At 57.8% G+C, this 17,160-nt stretch carries 23 protein-coding genes and 1 tRNA gene; 18 read left to right on the top strand and 6 right to left on the bottom strand.

From position 1 onward, the window contains the following. The first annotated feature begins 180 nt into the window (after positions 1-180). The 10 genes from SynA1825c_RS02395 (at position 181) to SynA1825c_RS02350 (ending at position 6,353) form a co-directional block, all read left to right on the top strand. Positions 181-414: a hypothetical protein gene (locus SynA1825c_RS02395; RefSeq protein WP_186470126.1), complete on the top strand. Its 234-nt coding sequence runs from the start codon at positions 181-183 to the stop codon at positions 412-414. Positions 415-459: 45 nt separating this feature from the next. Further along, the gene (locus SynA1825c_RS02390) at positions 460-1,071 is read left to right on the top strand and encodes a phycobiliprotein lyase (protein WP_255477029.1); all 612 of its coding nucleotides are present in this window, start codon (positions 460-462) and stop codon (positions 1,069-1,071) included. A 4-nt stretch (positions 1,072-1,075) separates the two neighbouring features. Then, positions 1,076-1,783, top strand: coding sequence for a 15,16-dihydrobiliverdin:ferredoxin oxidoreductase (locus tag SynA1825c_RS02385; protein WP_186470125.1), 708 nt, complete (start codon positions 1,076-1,078; stop codon positions 1,781-1,783). A gap of 2 nt (positions 1,784-1,785) precedes the next feature. Further along, positions 1,786-2,553, top strand: coding sequence for a phycoerythrobilin:ferredoxin oxidoreductase (locus tag SynA1825c_RS02380; RefSeq protein WP_370523176.1), 768 nt, complete (start codon positions 1,786-1,788; stop codon positions 2,551-2,553). Between the two features lie 181 nt (positions 2,554-2,734). After that, the gene (locus SynA1825c_RS02375) at positions 2,735-3,253 is read left to right on the top strand and encodes a phycocyanin subunit beta (RefSeq protein ID WP_186470123.1); all 519 of its coding nucleotides are present in this window, start codon (positions 2,735-2,737) and stop codon (positions 3,251-3,253) included. Positions 3,254-3,295: 42 nt separating this feature from the next. Next, positions 3,296-3,784, top strand: coding sequence for a phycocyanin subunit alpha (gene cpcA, locus SynA1825c_RS02370; RefSeq protein WP_186470122.1), 489 nt, complete (start codon positions 3,296-3,298; stop codon positions 3,782-3,784). Positions 3,785-3,863: 79 nt separating this feature from the next. Beyond that, a complete protein-coding gene (locus SynA1825c_RS02365; RefSeq protein ID WP_186470121.1) occupies positions 3,864-4,454 on the top strand; it encodes a chromophore lyase CpcT/CpeT in 591 nt (196 codons plus the stop codon). Then, on the top strand, positions 4,454-5,224 hold the full coding sequence (locus SynA1825c_RS02360) for a HEAT repeat domain-containing protein (protein WP_186470120.1): 771 nt from the start codon (positions 4,454-4,456) through the stop codon (positions 5,222-5,224). Before SynA1825c_RS02365 ends, SynA1825c_RS02360 begins: the two co-directional genes overlap by 1 nt. 5 nt (positions 5,225-5,229) lie before the next feature. Next, on the top strand, positions 5,230-5,856 hold the full coding sequence (locus SynA1825c_RS02355; protein ID WP_186470119.1) for a HEAT repeat domain-containing protein: 627 nt from the start codon (positions 5,230-5,232) through the stop codon (positions 5,854-5,856). Next, positions 5,853-6,353, top strand: a complete 501-nt coding sequence (locus SynA1825c_RS02350) for a low molecular weight protein-tyrosine-phosphatase (protein ID WP_186470118.1) — start codon at positions 5,853-5,855, stop codon at positions 6,351-6,353. The genes SynA1825c_RS02355 and SynA1825c_RS02350 overlap by 4 nt, the downstream gene beginning before the upstream one ends. 2 nt (positions 6,354-6,355) lie before the next feature. On the opposite strand, the gene SynA1825c_RS02345 is transcribed toward SynA1825c_RS02350, so the two are convergent. Beyond that, entirely contained in the window at positions 6,356-7,849 is a 1,494-nt protein-coding gene (locus SynA1825c_RS02345) for a bifunctional pantoate--beta-alanine ligase/(d)CMP kinase (protein ID WP_370593797.1), read from the bottom strand. A gap of 62 nt (positions 7,850-7,911) precedes the next feature. Then, positions 7,912-8,478, bottom strand: a complete 567-nt coding sequence (locus SynA1825c_RS02340; RefSeq protein ID WP_186470117.1) for a septal ring lytic transglycosylase RlpA family protein — start codon at positions 8,476-8,478, stop codon at positions 7,912-7,914. A 346-nt stretch (positions 8,479-8,824) separates the two neighbouring features. On the opposite strand from SynA1825c_RS02340, the gene purM reads away from it, so the two are divergent. Continuing rightward, the gene (gene purM / locus SynA1825c_RS02335) at positions 8,825-9,862 is read left to right on the top strand and encodes a phosphoribosylformylglycinamidine cyclo-ligase (protein WP_186470116.1); all 1,038 of its coding nucleotides are present in this window, start codon (positions 8,825-8,827) and stop codon (positions 9,860-9,862) included. 130 nt (positions 9,863-9,992) lie between these two features. Next, a complete protein-coding gene (locus tag SynA1825c_RS02330; RefSeq protein ID WP_186470115.1) occupies positions 9,993-10,613 on the top strand; it encodes a histidine phosphotransferase in 621 nt (206 codons plus the stop codon). On the opposite strand, the gene SynA1825c_RS02325 is transcribed toward SynA1825c_RS02330, so the two are convergent. Then, entirely contained in the window at positions 10,601-11,560 is a 960-nt protein-coding gene (locus SynA1825c_RS02325) for an aldo/keto reductase (protein WP_186470114.1), read from the bottom strand. The two genes, SynA1825c_RS02330 and SynA1825c_RS02325, sit on opposite strands and share 13 nt — an antisense overlap. A gap of 49 nt (positions 11,561-11,609) precedes the next feature. Between SynA1825c_RS02325 and SynA1825c_RS02320 the strand changes: the two genes are divergently transcribed. Continuing rightward, positions 11,610-11,768 carry a hypothetical protein gene (locus SynA1825c_RS02320; protein WP_186470113.1) on the top strand — a complete coding sequence of 53 codons (159 nt, stop codon included), beginning with the start codon at positions 11,610-11,612 and terminating at the stop codon, positions 11,766-11,768. Positions 11,769-11,772: 4 nt separating this feature from the next. Next, a complete protein-coding gene (locus tag SynA1825c_RS02315; RefSeq protein WP_186470112.1) occupies positions 11,773-12,285 on the top strand; it encodes a hypothetical protein in 513 nt (170 codons plus the stop codon). A gap of 26 nt (positions 12,286-12,311) precedes the next feature. Here the strand turns inward: SynA1825c_RS02315 and SynA1825c_RS02310 are convergent. Beyond that, positions 12,312-12,382, bottom strand: a tRNA-Cys gene (locus SynA1825c_RS02310). A gap of 60 nt (positions 12,383-12,442) precedes the next feature. Here SynA1825c_RS02310 and SynA1825c_RS02305 point away from each other — a divergent pair. After that, a complete protein-coding gene (locus tag SynA1825c_RS02305) occupies positions 12,443-13,660 on the top strand; it encodes a lipid-A-disaccharide synthase-related protein (protein ID WP_370593768.1) in 1,218 nt (405 codons plus the stop codon). Positions 13,661-13,702: 42 nt separating this feature from the next. Continuing rightward, positions 13,703-13,966 carry a hypothetical protein gene (locus SynA1825c_RS02300; RefSeq protein ID WP_186470111.1) on the top strand — a complete coding sequence of 88 codons (264 nt, stop codon included), beginning with the start codon at positions 13,703-13,705 and terminating at the stop codon, positions 13,964-13,966. A gap of 41 nt (positions 13,967-14,007) precedes the next feature. On the opposite strand, the gene SynA1825c_RS02295 is transcribed toward SynA1825c_RS02300, so the two are convergent. Then, on the bottom strand, positions 14,008-14,652 hold the full coding sequence (locus tag SynA1825c_RS02295; RefSeq protein ID WP_186470110.1) for a ribonuclease D: 645 nt from the start codon (positions 14,650-14,652) through the stop codon (positions 14,008-14,010). Positions 14,653-14,781: 129 nt separating this feature from the next. Between SynA1825c_RS02295 and SynA1825c_RS02290 the strand changes: the two genes are divergently transcribed. After that, positions 14,782-15,165 carry a helix-turn-helix transcriptional regulator gene (locus SynA1825c_RS02290; protein ID WP_186470109.1) on the top strand — a complete coding sequence of 128 codons (384 nt, stop codon included), beginning with the start codon at positions 14,782-14,784 and terminating at the stop codon, positions 15,163-15,165. Positions 15,166-15,191: 26 nt separating this feature from the next. Then, on the top strand, positions 15,192-15,746 hold the full coding sequence (locus SynA1825c_RS02285; RefSeq protein ID WP_186470108.1) for a cofactor assembly of complex C subunit B: 555 nt from the start codon (positions 15,192-15,194) through the stop codon (positions 15,744-15,746). A 219-nt stretch (positions 15,747-15,965) separates the two neighbouring features. On the opposite strand, the gene hemF is transcribed toward SynA1825c_RS02285, so the two are convergent. Beyond that, positions 15,966-17,066 (bottom strand): oxygen-dependent coproporphyrinogen oxidase, encoded by a 1,101-nt coding sequence (gene hemF / locus SynA1825c_RS02280; protein ID WP_186470107.1) that lies wholly within the window; start codon positions 17,064-17,066, stop codon positions 15,966-15,968. Positions 17,067-17,160 lie beyond the last annotated feature (94 nt).

Below are 17,160 nucleotides of genomic sequence, written 5' to 3'. Positions count from 1 at the left end.
AGGGCGTTGATCACGCAAGGGTTTGTCATCTTGCGACGTCAAGCGCAGCATTTGATCAACATATATGTAGAACTGCAGCAGTTGCAGCGGGACAGTGCTTAGAGCATTATGCAAATTAAGGACGATCAACTCGCCAAGTTATTCTCAATAACCTAAGGTGACTCAGTATTTTTTCTTATGATGACCGAACCACAACCTGCCGAAAAGCCCTCTCTTAAGGAATTACAAGAGTCCATTGATGAGCTAGCAACTTACAGGGAAAGGTTGTACCAGGATGTTGTTAATCTTGGGAAAAAATTACGACTTTCCCAGAAGAAAATCGACGCCACCATTGCCGCTCATCCGGAACTTCAACGGCTGGACGAAATCATGATTCAATTGGTGAATCAAAAAAAATCTGAAGAAGCAAAATAATCTAACGCTCGGAGCCAAAACACGTTTATTACAAGAGAGCTGCTTATGGCCAATCCATTGTTAACGACACCAATGAACATGGTGGATTTTTTCGAAGCAAGCCGTGGAACTTGGCTCAATCGGCGTGCTGTCCACCATCATGACCACCAAGATGATGAAGCAGCCGATTCAAATCTGATCATCGAACCTTTCAACGCTTCAGACTCTGTCGTCGATTCTGTTTGCGCTGATCTCAACATCAAGTCTGAAGACTGCAGAGGTGGGGCAAGATTTTGGTGGGAAAGCAACAATAAGAAAGGAGTGCGTAACGATGATTACGCAGCTGTCGTCATTGACATTCCAAATCAAGATGATCCACGCAAAGGATTCTTACTAAGAGACGTTGGCTACGTCGAGAAACAACCCGTCCTCAGCACCTATTATTTTGCCGACGATGGAGTTGTAACAATCACAACTCGATATGACACGAACATGGGAATTGAACGATGCTGGTTCGTGACAGATCAAATTCGAATGCGTGTCAGCTCTGTCCAATGCCTCAACGGTGTTGCCATGACGACTTATTGCACTGAATTCAAATGTCCCACCGATGAGGAGATCCTGAGAACCGCGAATGAAGCACGAAAACTAGCCACAAACAATCCACCCGTTATCTAATCGAATGTTTGATCCATTTCTCCACCAGCTAACTAAAGGGATCAAAGCCCGTGGAGGCACCACCATTGATGTACCCGAAGGCTTAGAAGTTAATCATTCTGCCAAGGGCACAAGCACGATCCGTAGTTGGCTATGGAATGTACCTGGCTTTCGTCGCTGGAGAGTCACCAGACTTGATGCAGGAGAACAACTTCAGGTTCTTAATTCCGTGGCGTATCCAAATTATGAACTTGATCATCCTTTGATGGGCGTTGATCTCCTATGGTTCGGAGCACGAAAAAAACTTGTGGCAGTCCTTGATTTTCAACCCTTAATACAAGACAATAGCTATTTAGATCGTTATTTTGATGGACTCAAGGCATTACACAAAGAATATCCGGAATTGAACGGTGAGGAAACAATGCGCTCGTTTGATCCAAACCAATATTTTTCATCCTGGTTGCTCTTCTGCAGAGGAGGTGCCGAGCAAGCTGAAACATCATTACCGCCAGCATTTAGCTCTTTTCTTGATGCTTATTGGAAACTCCACGATGACGCCTCGCTGACCCCATCGACCATTGCTCCTGATGAGGTTAAACAGCTCCAAGAGCAGTACGACGTGTATAGCGCTGAACGAGATCCCGCTCACGGCCTATTCACCAGTCACTTTGGCAAGGAGTGGTCGGATCGATTCTTACATGAATTTTTGTTCCCTTCATCATCTAAATCTTGAGCATGAGCCGATCTACAAGCACAGATCCAATAGAAATTCCAGGCTGGAGTTGGCAGCCTTTCCTTGATGATGCCATTCGTGCTCTGCAAGCCTTTGAGATCACACCTTATCCAGTAGAAAAAGACTTTCTTCTCAAAGAGGGAATCACCGGATCGAAATCCAAGCCCATTCCCGTTACAACTGCGACCTGGGCTTGCCAGACAGAGAAATTCCGACAAGTGCGAGCAGCCTGTGTCAGCGCAGGCGCCTCGGCATCTGTTCTAAACTTTGTTATAAATCCTTCAACGTCCTTCGACTTACCTTTTTTTGGAGGTGACTTAGTCACTCTTCCTTCAGGGCATCTCTTAGCACTCGATTTGCAACCAGCTTGCAAATCAGACCCTCAACATACACAACACGTCTGGGATCAGTTACTTCCAAAATTTGAATATTGGAGCGCCAAGCTACCGAGCGGTGGTCCGATTCCAGAAGAAGCTCAGCCTTTTTTCTCACCTGGTTTTCTATGGACAAGACTACCCTTGGGTGACGAAGGCGATGAAATCATCGAAAATGTAGTTAGACCAGCTTTCAACGATTATCTTTCCCTTTATCTTGAATTAACTTCTAAATCAAAAGCAGTCGATAAAAATCGAAGCGAATTTCTACTGGCTGGTCAAAAAAGGTATACGGAGTACCGAGCCGAGAAAGATCCTGCCAGAGGAATGTTATCTCGATTCTATGGAAGCCAATGGACAGAGGATTACATTCATAAAGTTCTTTTCGACCTTTAGCGCTTTCAAACCTCACCTGCATTCAATACTTCCAGGCAGGTGCAGGAGTTAAGCATTATGAACAGCCTTCGAATGTGCAAGGAGCATTTCGCGAGAATCTGCACCGAGCCAAAGGGTCTTTTTGACAAGTCCCCTTAGGTCTTGAAGCCCCTTCATTAGACGCTGCAAGAGGAGTTCACTCATGTTCGACGCCTTCACCAAGGTTGTCGCCCAGGCCGATGCCCGGGGACAGTTCATCAGCGCCGGCGAAATCGACGCCTTGGCCGCAATGGTGGCTGATAGCAACAAGCGCCTTGATGCTGTCAATCGCATTTCCAGCAATGCTTCCAGCATTGTTGCAGCAGCAGCTCGCCAGCTGTTCGCTCAGCAGCCTGCGCTGATCGCCCCCGGCGGCAACGCTTACACCTCCCGCCGCATGGCTGCCTGCCTGCGTGATATGGAGATCATCCTCCGCTACGTCACCTACGCAAGCTTCGCTGGCGATGCTTCCGTACTCGAAGACCGCTGCCTGAACGGCCTGCGCGAGACATACCTGGCTCTAGGCACCCCCGGCGCTTCCGTTGCCGCTGGCGTGAACCTGATGAAGGATGCCGCCCTGGCCATCGTGAATGACAAAGCTGGCGTCACCTCCGGCGATTGCGCTTCCCTGAGCAGCGAAATCGGCACCTACTTCGACCGCGCTGCAGCCGCTGTCGCCTGATCGACCCCTCGGATCAGTCGTTCTCTTCACCATTAACGATCAATGAAAACCCCCCTGACCGAAGCCGTCGCAGCTGCCGACTCCCAGGGCCGCTTCCTGAGCAACACTGAGGTGCAGGCCGCATCCGGCCGCTTCAACCGCGCCAAGGCCAGCCTCGAAGCTGCCAAAGCTCTGTCCGCCAAGGCTGATTCCCTGGTGAACGGTGCTGCACAGGCTGTGTACACCAAGTTCCCCTACACCACTCAGATGGAGGGGTCCAACTATTCCACCACCGCTGAGGGCAAGGCCAAGTGCTCCCGTGACGTGGGCTACTACCTGCGCATGGTCACCTACTGCCTGGTGGCTGGCGGCACCGGCCCCATGGATGACTATCTGATCGCCGGTCTCGACGAGATCAACCGCACCTTCGAGCTCTCCCCTTCCTGGTACGTGGAAGCTCTGAAGCACATTAAGGCCAACCACGGTCTGAGCGGCGACGCAGCAACCGAAGCCAACAGCTACATCGATTACGCCATCAACGCCCTGATCTGATCGATCAGCGAGCTTGAGTCCCAGCCCTCCTCCGGAGGGCTTTTTTAATGTTCAGACTCTGACGCGGGAAGAACTCTTGATGACGTCGACCGTCGGGCGCTTTCTGTCTCTGCTCTGCGGGGAATACAGCAATCAAAAGCAGGCCTTCGACAATCCCCCCCTGTTCGCCCATATCCATCTCCGCTATCGGCCGATCGCGCACCTTCCAGCGGGCTCCATCCTGCTGGAACAGACCTATGCCGTTGATCCCAAAAATCCCTACCGCCTGCGCGTGATCCGTGCCGAAGAGCAACAGGAGGGCGTGATCAAGCTCTGGAACCACACGTTTCGAGATCCGACACGGTTCAGCACTGCCATCTTTGACGATGACTGTCGCAACACGATTCAAGACGGCGACCTCATCTGTCTTGACCAATGCCACTACCAGGTCATTGAACACAGTGGTGTGTATGAGGGGTCAATGGAACCCAACTGCCGCTGCATTGTGCACCGCAACGGCAAAGACACCGTCTTGGTGAGCACCTTTCGACTGGAAGGTGATTCCTTGCAGACCCTGGATCGAGGACATGATCCCGAAACCAACGAACGCTGCTGGGGATCCATTGCCGGTGAGTTCAAATTCCAAAAAACAGCGAGCTGGGCAACCCACATTCCAGCCAACTGGACGTGATGGAACCTCTGAGCGAACAACAGATTCTCAAGAATCTTCGCCAGCAACAGGATTGTTCGGCGCAATATTACGCAGCATGGTGGCTGGGGAAAAAGCGTTCACGGCATCCCGACGCACTCCCTCTGCTGCTCCAGTGTCTTGCTTATCTCAAGCAAAACGGCACGCATGCTGACCAGCGCGGTGTGGCCTTGAATGCAATTCGCGCCCTTGGATTGCTTCAGGACGATGCAGCCAGTGATGCACTGATCCAGCTCTTGCAGTCCGATGATTACACCGTGCGGGAAGAAGCGGCCCGCAGCCTGGGCTCGATCCGAGCCGAAGCTGCTATCCAGCCCATCTGCAATCGCCTCAGCAGTGGCATCGAACAAGCAGGAGCCGAACAGAACGGAAGCCCTCGTCTGCGCGAACCCTGTGAAGCCTTGCTGGAGGCTCTGGGCGACATCGGCTTGAACACTGCTCAGGTGACCACCACACTCCACCCCTTCCAGCACCACCCCAGGCCACTGGTGCGGGCAGCTGCCTGCCGTGCGCTGCTGCAATTGACCCAGGAGGCCCACTTCGGTGAGGAACTAATCCGCCTGCTTCAGCACCCGGAACCACTGGTGCGGAGGGGAGCGCTGCTTGATCTGGGCGCTACTGGCTGGACAGGAGCACTCCCGGCGATTCAAGACGCCAGCGTCGAAGCCAGTCTCAAGCTGGTGGCCCTGCGTGGCCTGGCGGAATCCAGTGATGACAGCACGGTGCTGGACGCCATGGATTCCCTGCTCTAGAGGACATGAACGACTTAAGCACTGCAGTGCTGGAACTCGATCGGGCCACATCAACTCCCGAACTTGTTCAGGCAACACGGGCCATCTGTGCCTTGAACGACGCCGACGCTGCACCCACGTTGATCAAGGTGCTGAGTTACAACAACCCTGCTGTGGCAGCGATTGCGACGCAAGGACTGATTGCTCTGGGCCGAGTGGTCGTGCCCGAGCTGCTGTCGAGCATGAACACAGGCAATTACGGAGCGCGGGCATGGGTGGTGAAGGCACTGGCTGCACTGCGAGATCCACGTGGTCTTGACCTGCTCGATCACGCGCTGCGTGCCGACATTGCTCCCAGCGTGCGTCGATCCGCCGCGCGGGGCCTGGCCGAGTTGGACCTTGACCTGCCGGATCAAACCGATGAACTCGTCCGTTGCTGTGAGGGCCTGCTTCAAGCAGGTGTTGATGACGAATGGGTGGTTCGCTATGCCGCGGCCTATGGCCTTGAACAACGTCTGGTGTCCAGAGACCTCACACCATCGCTTCAAACCAAGGCGATGACTGTTCTGAGCCAACTGGCATCGGTTCAGGAGCCTGTCAAGGTGGTGCGCCAGAGGGCTGATTTAGCTCTGCTCCGCGTGTCAAAGCGATGACTCAGAAGCTGCTGTTCGTGTGTCTCGGCAACATTTGCCGTTCTCCCGCTGCCGAGGGAGTGTTTCTGCATCATCTGCGGGAACGAGGCCTGAGTGACCGGTTCGTGGTCGACTCCGCCGGGACCGGCAGCTGGCACGTCGGCAACCCAGCCGATCGACGGATGCAGGCCGCAGCCCATCGGCGCGGCATCGACTTGCCCAGCCGTGCCCGCCAGATCCAGCTCAGCGATCTGGAGGAGTTTGACCTGGTGCTCACCATGGACGATGCAAACCTTGCTGCTGTCACCAGCCTGGCCAAGGAAGCAGGAGCTCGAGCCTGCGCAGAGATTCGTCCAATGCTGAGCTACGCCAAGCGTTTCAACGAGACGGAAGTGCCTGATCCGTATTACGGAGGAGAGGAGGGATTTGAGCATGTGCTCGACCTCCTCGACGATGCCTGCACAGCATTGCTTGACGAGCTGATGTCCACTAGCACAGGCAGAGACGCTCAACCCTGAGATCAATCCCGCGTCGGCGTTGGCCAAACCTCTTCAGCCACTTGGAACCGGAAAAGATCTTCCAGAGCATCGATCACCGCTTCGATGGACATGCCATCGGTGATCACTTCTGTTGCATCCTTCGCTTGAACAAGTGGCGCCACCGCGCGGGTGCTATCGAGCCTGTCGCGTTCGACGATCTGCGCTTTGAGCTCAACGAGATCGGGAACTGCATGACCGCGAGCCACAAGATCCTTGGCACGGCGGCGGGCTCGTTCTTCAGGCGTTGCCGTCAGAAACACTTTTAACTCGGCGTCAGGAAACACAGCCGTCCCGATGTCGCGGCCTTCGGCCACAAGCCCACCTCGTTCGCCGAGCCTTTGCTGCTGTTGGGTCAGCAGCTGCCGAACACAGGGATGAGCCGCCACCAGCGAAACCGACCCGGTGACCTTGGGATCTCGGATGGCATCGGTCACATCTTTGCCATTGACGCGAACGGACTGCACACCGTTCTTTAGAGGCGAGAGATCAACCTCCAGACCATCGAGCAGGGCGTTCACTGCAGGTTCATCGGCAGGATCAGCCCCCTGCTCCTGGACCCACCAAGTCACCGCCCGATACATCGCACCAGTATCGAGATAGAGCAGACCCAAGCGTTCAGCAAACGCGCGGGTGACCGTGCTTTTGCCAGCACCGGCAGGACCATCAATGGCAACGATGGGAGAACGGGTCATAACGAAGACGTGATCAATCAGTCGGGTTGAACCGCACTGGACCGCAGCAGCAAGGAGACGCAGCGACCGAGGGGAAGCCAACGGCTTCAGCGTGGCTGGATGAACGACCTCTACATACTCCACCTTGAAACCGACCTGATGGAGTTGCCGCTTGCGCTCTGACAGCACGACATCCAGAGCTTGATCTCCATTGCGAAGGTCGATCGAAGTCTCCCGCAGTACTGCTGACAGTTCGCAGGCCTTCAAGCGATCCGCAGGAGAGAGATATTGATTGCGCGAACTGGCTGCGACACCATCAACCTCTCGCACTGTGGCGCACCCCCTCACACGCACTGGCAGAGCGAGATCAGCCACCATCCGACGCAGGATGGTCAGCTGCTGCCAGTCCTTTTCTCCCAGCCAAATCTGATCAGGACGTACCAAAGCAAGCAAACGGCAAACGACGGTGACAACACCATCGAAGTGGCCCGGTCGCCGAGGTCCACAGAGGCTCGATTGCAGCGCTGATGGGGCCTTCAGCCTCCAGCCATTGTTGAGACCCTCGGGATAAATCTGGCCATCATCAGGACACCAGATCGCATCCGCCCCAGAGCGATCGGCCAGATCACAATCCGACGCCAATGAGCGGGGGTAGCGATCAAAATCCTCACTCTCTCCGAACTGAAGAGGATTCACGTACACGCTGACCAGCACTGACCCCACCGCTGGGCTGTCGATCTGTGCTGATCGAATCAAGCAGGCATGGCCATGATGGAGACCACCCATGGTGGGCACGAAATCCACTTTCCCCTGCCGTGAAGCCCGCCAAGCACGAAGCTCAGCGAGGTTGCGAAGCACTTGAAGACTCAGCGGAGCACCTCAAGACGGACTTGGGCAATGCCGCTGTTCACCAAACCCAGCTCATGGGCGGCGCCGTGGCCTAAATCAATGACTCTGTGACCAACAAACGGCCCTCGGTCGTTGATACGAACCACAGCGATCCGACCATTCCAGAGATTGGTCACGCGAACGCGGGTACCAAATGGAAGTGTCCTGTGGGCCGCTGTCATGGTCCCTTTCCGGTAAACCTCGCCGCTGGCAGTGCGGTTGCCGTAGAAGCCAGGGCCATACCAACTGGCTTCTCCTGAATGCGTCGAGATCACAACAGGCCCTGTCGGGAGAGGCGGCGGTGGTGGCAGCACGGGCTCTGGCGAAGCCTCCCGAGGCTCGACGATGGCCAAGTCCGATTGATCGGCAGGCTCAAGGGCGGACGCGGAGGGTTCGATGGCAGCAGCAGGTTCGGATGGGAGCACCAGATCCAGTGGGTCTGTGAACTCAGAACCCTCCAGGTCCCGTGCGAACACAGGGAACAGAGCCACAGCAGAAAGTGAAACTGCGGTCAGTACAGCGGCTGAGCGAAAGTGTCGAGCCATAAATAGCGGTCGGACGGCGATCATCGGGTCGAGGTGACGTCACGTTGGAGTCGCCTAGCCGCAGACCTGAACAAACCAAAGTGATGTGACCGTAAAAATGCCTACCCCTGCTCTTAAACGCGACCTGATGAGCAAAGTGCTTTGGTCTTTGGAGTAAATGCATGGTCCCAGCGCTGGCTGCCACTGGGATGCGCGCTTAGAAGGAACAAGCCAAAACCATCAGTCAACACAATCCAATCAACAAGCCCTGCTAATCAGGTCACGGCCGGCTGATCGACCGCCACAGCCCCGGATCAAGCCACGGCGCCCGCGAGGGGAGAGGATCAGGTGTGAACTGTTGCTGCGAATGGACTACCGAGCCGCCGGTGTTGACGTTGAAGCGGGGCGTGCCTTCGTGAACCGGATTAAAGCCGGGGTGGAAGCGACCCACCGACCGGAAGTGGTGGGAGGCCTCGGAGGCTTCGGCGGCATGATCCGGTTGCCTTCAGGGATCAAACGGCCTTTGTTGGTGTCCGGAACCGATGGCGTGGGCACCAAGCTGGAGTTAGCTCAAGAGCACCAGGCTCATCACAACGTCGGCATCGACCTGGTGGCGATGTGTGTGAACGATGTGATCACCAGCGGTGCCGAACCGCTGTTCTTCCTCGACTACATGGCCACCGGCGCCCTGAGCCCGGACGCCATGGCCACCGTGGTGGAGGGGATTGCCGATGGCTGCCGCCAAAGCGGTTGCGCGCTGCTCGGCGGAGAAACCGCTGAAATGCCCGGTTTTTATCCGCCAGGGCGCTACGACCTGGCTGGATTCTGCGTTGCGGTTGTCGACGAGGACGCCGTCATCAACGGGAAAAGCGTCAAAGCCGGCGATCGCATTGTTGGCGTCAGCAGCAGCGGCGTTCACAGCAATGGCTTCAGCTTGGTGCGAAAAGTTCTTGAGGCCAGTGGCGCGACCGCAGACACTCGCTTCGGCCCAGACAACACGCTGCTGATCGACTCCCTCCTGCGTCCGACACATCTTTATGGAGGCCTGGTGAAAGACCTGCTGGGCAAGGGAGCCTCCATTCATGCCATGGCCCACATCACAGGGGGAGGGATTCCTGAAAACCTGCCGCGGTGCCTACCTTCTGGACTCATCGCCACGGTGGACGCTGAGTGCTGGCCCCGCCCGGAGCTGTTCCAATGGCTTCAACGCGCCGGCGAGATTCAGGAACGAGATCTCTGGCACACCTTCAATCTCGGGATTGGCTACTGCCTTGTGCTCCCCGAAACGGACGTGGCAGGCGCTCTCCAACACTGCGAAAGCAGGGGTTTCCAGGCTTGGACCATCGGCAGCATCAGCGACGCAAATGGCTCTGAACACGCCCCTGTGATCGGGTTGCCAGCCTGAGAGAACTTTGATCCAACAATCTCCAACAGCCTCGAGAGAAAACGCCCTGGGATCGAGTGCGCTCGTTATCGTCGACACAGACTGATCGACATGCCGTCGATCCAAGCGTCGTCACATACGTCTTAGAGACATGCCATTTGATAGGCCGCAGCAGCGCACAACTCGACGCCGTTCATCGGCGGGCCCAACGCCTCCTCGGCGTCCAACCCCCATCGGTTACGACAAGAACGGATCCCAACGACAAAGTGGTCCTAGGCCAACATTCCTAGCCCTCAAAGACCACGGAAAGGTATTCGTCGCTGATATGCCTTTTCTGGCCGATGGGCAGCTTGCCAACATCAGCAAAGAGGCGTCAGAGGTGCTAACCAGCCTGGAACGTCGCATCAGCGAACTGGAGCAGATTCAAGGTGACCGGGACACCCTGATCAAAGCCTGCACCAAACGAGACGTCACCCATCGCTTTCTCAGGGCGATTGAAGATGAACAACAACAGCGTCGCGACAATCCAGCCATCCGCATGGCAGCTGGCGAATCCCTGCCCCGGACTTTTCTTGAGATCGCGCGACACCGTCTACCTGGAGCCACCTTCGACTCCCTGCTGCAAGAAGCGCTAACTGCCTGCGAAAACAGCGGAGATCAGCCGATCAAGGATGAAAAGCCCCCGCTCAAAGTGATTTCCCTGCAGCCGCAAGCCTCAAGCCTGCCGGTGGTCGTGAGTCCTGATCCTGAGCCCAGCGATCAGGCGCTCTGAAAGGGATTGTTGGGCATTCTCACCGCTGACTCGACACTGAGCTGATCCAACTGACCTCGCTCTTCCTCTGTGAGCGTCCAGTTGAGAGCCTGACTAGCGTCAATCACCTGGCATGGACGGCGAAAACCTGGAATCGGACTGGCTCCATGGGAACGGCACCAGTTGAGAGCTACCTGCATCTGGGTAACTCCTCTCGCCGCTCCGATCGCCGCCATGGCCTGACGCAGAGCCTCGCTACCAGGCAGCAACCGTCGGTAAAGGCTTGAACGCAAAGCCGTGTCGCGCTGGGGGGCCCAACCTGGCGGCCTGGCCAGAATGCCCAGTGCAAGAGGGCTGTAAGCGAGTACCTCAACGCCGAGATCCCGTGACACTTCGAGGATGCCACCCGGTTGTGACGGTTCCGGAGCCAACAGCGAAAACTGCACCTGAACGCTGGCCAGCTTGATGCCACGTTGCGCAAGCCTGCGATGCAGAACACCAAGACGACGGGGCCCCACGTTGGAAAGCCCAAGTTCATGCACCTCACCCCGCTCCACCAGGTCGGCAAGACCATCGAGCAGGGGCAGCTCTTGCCAAGGGGCATAGCGCGCCGTACTCCAGTGCAGTTGGACCCTGTCGAGGCGGCCCTGCAGACGTTGGCGGCTGGCCTCAAATGCCTTCAACAAACCTCGACGTCCCAGGCGCCAGGGGAATGGCGCGAGCTTGGTGGCGACGATCATCTGCTGGCACGCGGATGGCTCCATCTCGGCCAGAAACTGACCAAGCAAGGCCTCACTGCGTCCATTCAGATGCCCTGTCCCATAGGAATCCGCCGTATCCACGAGATGAAGACCGGCTGCAACAGCTGCTGAAAACGTGGCCTTCAGATCTGGATCATCTCGCTCCGGGCGATATCCCCACAGCAATTGATTGCCCCACGACCACGTGCCAAATCCGATTCCTGTCACACCGGCCTGGATCGCTGCACGCCATGATCGCTGCAGAACGGCTCAAACGATGTCTGTCTCCGCTGCCGAATCAGCACCGACTCCCGTCGATGACAAGACCGATGATGCATTGAGCCCTGGCGATCGCGTGCTCTGTCCGCATTGCCAACGAACGGCCAACAACGGGATTCGCTGCATGGGCATGTGCGTGGCCGATAACGAATACTGAGCCCATGCGTTTAGGCAACCTGCTCCGGCGAATGGCCGTCGCCCTAAGCCTTGGACAAGGGCTCATGCTTCCGGCCATGGCACAACCCGAGCTCGAGTCGTTCACGGGTCGCTTCGCAATCGCGAGCCAAAACTGTCTGAAAACGAATTTCGGAGGAGTGAGCAAACGCTGCTGGCGAGTCGAGATTGATGGACGCACGGACTCCGTTCTCACCATTCGGTTTTTTGGCGATGGAGAGGAGCAAGGCTCCATCGAGACACTGACCTTCGTGGTGTCCCTGTCAGATCCGAGCGTTCCCCTGCGCTGTCAGAACGGGCGCTGTGAGCTGGAAGCTCCAAGCTGGGCTGGCCGAGTGAACAGCGTTGCCATCGCTCGCTATGGCAACGATGGCCTGGCCGTCAGCGTTCCAAACGCCTGGCCGGCCAAGTCGGGCCAATGCACACGCGCTGACAACACGATCCGCTGTTTGGCCGTAGGACCCAACGGAGGGCAGATTCTTGCTGAAGCAACCCTCTGAACTCGCAAAGGATCAGAAAATGACGAAGGCGGCACCCAGATTCGAACTGGGGATAAAGGATTTGCAATCCTCTGCCTTACCACTTGGCCATGCCGCCGTCCGGAGCGCTGACGCCCCACTGGCGGATCGTATCAGCGAGACCGCCCCGGCCCTGCTGGTGATCAGCAACGGACACGGAGAGGATTTAATCGCCCTCAAAATTCTCGAGGCCCTGCATCGACGGCAGCCCGCCTGGAGGCTCAAAGTGTTGCCTCTGGTGGGAGAAGGGCGCTGCTTTCAAACAGCAGAGAGGGAAGGGTGGCTGCAGCGGATCGGCCCAGGCGCCCACCTGCCGAGTGGGGGATTCAGTAATCAAAGCTTCAAAGCACTGCTCTCGGACCTACTGGCCGGGCTTCCACTCCTCACCTGGCGACAGTGGCGAAGCCTGCGCAAAACGCGCCATGACCTCGCAGGAATTCTTGCCGTGGGTGATCTGCTTCCGCTGCTGATGGCCTGGAATTCACGTCTGCCCTATGGCTTCATCGGCACCCCAAAGAGTGATTACACCTGGACTAGCGGGCCTGGGCGCGCGCTCAGCGATCGCTACCACGCGCTCAAAGGCAGTGAATGGGATCCCTGGGAATGGCACCTAATGAAGCATCGTCTCTGCAGGCTGGTTTCTGCCCGCGACAGGCTCACTGCCCGAGGGCTGCGTCGCCACGGCGTGAAAGCGGACAGTCCTGGCAACCCGATGATGGACGGACTCTGTCGGACATCTGCACCCCAGAGCCTTGAACGCTGTCGGCGCATCTTGTTGCTCTGCGGAAGCCGGATGCCGGAGGCACTGAGCAACTTTCGCAGACTGATGAGCGCACTGGTCCAATTGCAGAGCCCTGTTCCAGTGGCTGTGTTGGCCGCCATGGGCTCGGCACCCGCGCACCACGAGCTGCGACCGCTCCTCGAAGAGCTGGGTTTTCGCCACTGTCCTCCTCCGAGTGCCGATTTAGGAGCCACGGAATGCTGGGTTCGTGGACCGCTGCTGCTGCTGCTTGGCTCAGGGCGGTTTGGCCAGTGGGCAAGCTGGGGCGAAGCCGGCGTCGCCACCGCCGGCACCGCCACAGAACAACTGGTGGGACTGGGAATTCCCGCCCTCTCCCTACCGGGTCGCGGGCCGCAGTTCACCCAAGGATTTGCCCAACGCCAGAGCCGCTTGCTGGGGGGCGCCGTCCGCATCTGCAACTCCGAGGAAGAGCTGGGTCGCCGCCTGGACCAACTCTTGAACAACCCACAGCTGCAGCATGAAATGGGACGCGTGGGGCGCCAACGCATGGGCCCGGCCGGTGGCAGCGATGCCATCGCAAAGCAGGTCATCCAACAGCTCGCACCCGAACGCTGATACTGGAGATGGATCCCAAAGACTCCTCATCTTCCCATCGCCATGGCTGCCATCCAGGACCGCGACTATCTGAGGCTTTGCGCGGAACTGGCCAGTCTGCTGAGCATCAGCCAGGCCTCGGCCCGACGCCGGGTGGATCAGCAAGCTGCTCGAGACGGAGCCAGGGATGTGGAAAGCCGACGAGCCATGGCGCAAAAGCTGTTGGATGAAGCCCGCGCAGATCAAGCGGAGACCCCAGCCGGTATCAATCTGGATCGCTTGCTCGAAGCAGAACCGAAAGACCAGCACTTCATGCTTGAGGATTGAGACCACCGAGAGCCCGCATGCTGGGCTCTCGGTGGCCACGCTCAGTGCTCAAAGGTGTTGATGAAGCGAAAGCGATCCAGATCCGACATGACAGGGATGCACGCAAAACAGCGCTCTGCCAGTTCCCAGCGCCCCTCACGCCGAAGCATCATCTCCAGCTGCTGCCGAGCTGGCAGCAGATAACGGGCGTCGTTGGCGGCATAAGCCAGCTGCATATCGCTCAATTCGTCGACGCGGCCCCAGTCACTGCTTTGGGCTTGTTTGTCCAACTCCACCCCCACGAGCTCGTTAACAAGGTCTTTCAAACCGTGGCGGGGGGTGTAGGTGCGCGCCAAGCGGCTTCCCACCTTCGTGCAGAAAATGGGGTTGACCCGAATCCCAAGACCGGTGGCGAGGGCCGCCACATCGAAACGGGCGAAGTGGAACACCTTCTCAATCGAGCTGGATTCCATCAAGGCCTTCAACCGTGGCGCATCAGCCTGACCGCGAGCGATGCGAATGCAGGCCACCTGATCGTTCTCGTCGCAGATCTGCACCAGACAGAGCCGATCCCGACCATGAATCAGGCCCATCGCTTCAGTGTCGACCGCGAGGGCCTGAGCCCTCGCGTACCGATCAAACCAATCCTGATCAAGATCGCCGTCAAAGACGGCGAAGGCACGCGGTTCATTGGGAATCTCAGCCATAGGAGAGAAGCAGGGAGCAGGCCAACCAGGGCCCACTCTGACGCCACAGCCCCCAGCAAACGAGTTTTAACTGGACGCTTGAAAATCAGAATGAGACGGAGTTAGACACAATTGAGACAGCAGATCCTCATGCTCACCCAACGGAAACCCGCGCGCGCCTGCCTTGCAGACATTGAGCACTACTTCCAGCAGCCGCCCCCGTTGTTCCTGGATCTCGAGCTGGCCGTCTGCTGGGTGCTGGCCTGCCTCCTGCAGGACGACAACTACCCCTCTGGACTGCTCCATCGCCTGCAGACCGATCATCCGCAGCTGAGGCTCTCCGAGACAGTGCTGCATCAGGCGGTCGATTTCCTCGAGCGCCAGGAGATGCTCGATTCATACACCAAGCGCTGCCCGAGCCGAGGCCGGCCACGGCGCATGCTGCACTTGCACCAAGACGCCAGAGACCAAGCAGAACGTCTGATGAAGCCCTGGCAACACTGGCTGCACGAGCATGGCCCACTGACCAACTAGAACGGTCAGGCCTTTAGCAGCATCGGATGCCATCGCCTCAGACATCCACGCTGCTGCTCACCGTGCTTTTGGGCATCGGACTCGTCTTTTTCCTGAGAGCAGCCAGCAAAGACCGCACCACCATCGTGGAGGTGCACTCCCCTCGTCCACCCGTTGAGGTGCTCGAGGGGTTGGATGCATGGCTCAAGGAGCGTGGCTGGAGCCAGCAGGGCGGCGATGCTGAACGCTGCGTCCTGGAATACAGGGGCCAGGTGGACAGCAGCCTCCCTCTGGCGGTGCTGCTTTCACTGCTGGGAACCGTGGGCGCAAGCAGCCTCGGCCTGGTCGTCCGCCAAGTGAATCCCGCACTGAGCTGGTGGCCCCTGCTTCTTGCTGCACTCGGACCGCTGGCGGGCTTGATTTACACCCGCCGATCAAAGCGCACCGAAGAAATTCAGATCCGGCTGATTGAGCCCGCACCCCACGACGGCAGCACCCTGCGTCTTCGCGCCCATCGCGATGAGCTGATTGCCCTTGAGTTGGCCCTGGCCGAATCGCTGGAACTAGCCAGCGACGGGGCACTGCTCTCCTCGCCGATCTGACCATGCAGAAAGCAGCGGCGGGATCCGATCATCGCTCTCAGCGCTGCGGGCATGGCGCCCCAAGCTGGGCATCAGCATCTTGGAAATCGGGAAGCTAGAGAGAGCCTTGGAGGCAAAACTGCGAGTCGATGAGCCGTGACGCTGTGGTGACAGCATTGGCGCATCGGACTGTTGAAGCGATCCAACTTGGGGTCGAACCCGATCAACCGCGGCTAGCCATCAGTTCACCGCCTGATGCGGACGGCAGCGCTCCTCCAGCGATGGGTCATCAAACCAGTGCTGAGGACGGGTGAACAGATCCGTCAGCAAGGCCTCACGGGATCCTTCCTGAGCCTGATAGCCGTACTCCCAGCGAGCCAGAGGGGGAAGCGACATCAGGATGGACTCCGTCCGTCCATTGGTCTGGAGGCCAAAGATCGTTCCCCGATCCCACACCAAGTTGAACTCCACATACCGTCCGCGCCGGTAGAGCTGGAAGTTCCTCTCACGATCGCCATAGGCAAGGCCGTTGCGCTTCTCAACGATCGGGGTGTAGGCCGGCAGGAATGCTTTGCCGTTGGCCTGGGCGAGAGCGAAGAGCTGTTCCCAGCTCAGGCTCACGGGTCCGATGTCACCAGCCTTGGTGGCTGCTGGACCATCAGGATCCTGTCCGCGATACAGCCGCCCTGAACCATCCTGGTAGTCGTAGAAAATTCCGCCGATCCCCCGGGTTTCCTGGCGGTGCTTCAGAAAAAAGTATTCATCACACCAAGGCTTGAACACCTGATAAAGGCGCTGATCCACCGTGTCACAGGCCTGCTTGTGGGTGCGGTGAAAATGGCGTGCATCATCGAGAAACGGATAGAAGGGCGTGAGATCCGCTCCTCCTCCAAACCACCACACAGGACCAGCCTCGAAGTAGCGGTAGTTCAGGTGCACTGTGGGGACGTAGGGATTCCTGGGATGCAGCACCATTGAGGTACCGGTGGCAAACCATGGATGCCCCTTCGCCTCGGGGCGCTGCTTGAGAATGGAAGGAGGCAGTTCCTCGCCATGAACTTCCGAAAAGTTCACGCCGCCTTGCTCAAAGATCCGGCCTTCACGCATCACACGGGAACGGCCACCGCCTCCTTCAGGACGATCCCAGCTCTCCTCCTGGAAACGGCCGACACCATCGAGCTGTTCCAAGCCGGCACAGATCTCGTCCTGCAGTCCCATCACGAGAGCGCGAGCGCGCTCGCGCGAGCCAGCCGGCGGACGCTCGCCAACAGCGACGGCAGGGGACGACGAACCACCACTCAGCACTCGGCCCTTCACACGCTTCAGCAAGGAACGGACCATTTTGAGAAGGACAGAATTCTTCTGACCTTTTCAGCACAGACCCACCTCCGACAAGTGGGTGTGAAGGACTGTCATGGGAAGCGCCCCTAGGATC

Source organism: Synechococcus sp. A18-25c (assembly GCF_014280035.1).
GTDB lineage: Bacteria > Cyanobacteriota > Cyanobacteriia > PCC-6307 > Cyanobiaceae > Synechococcus_C.
This window is presented reverse-complemented; position numbering and strand designations above follow the sequence as displayed.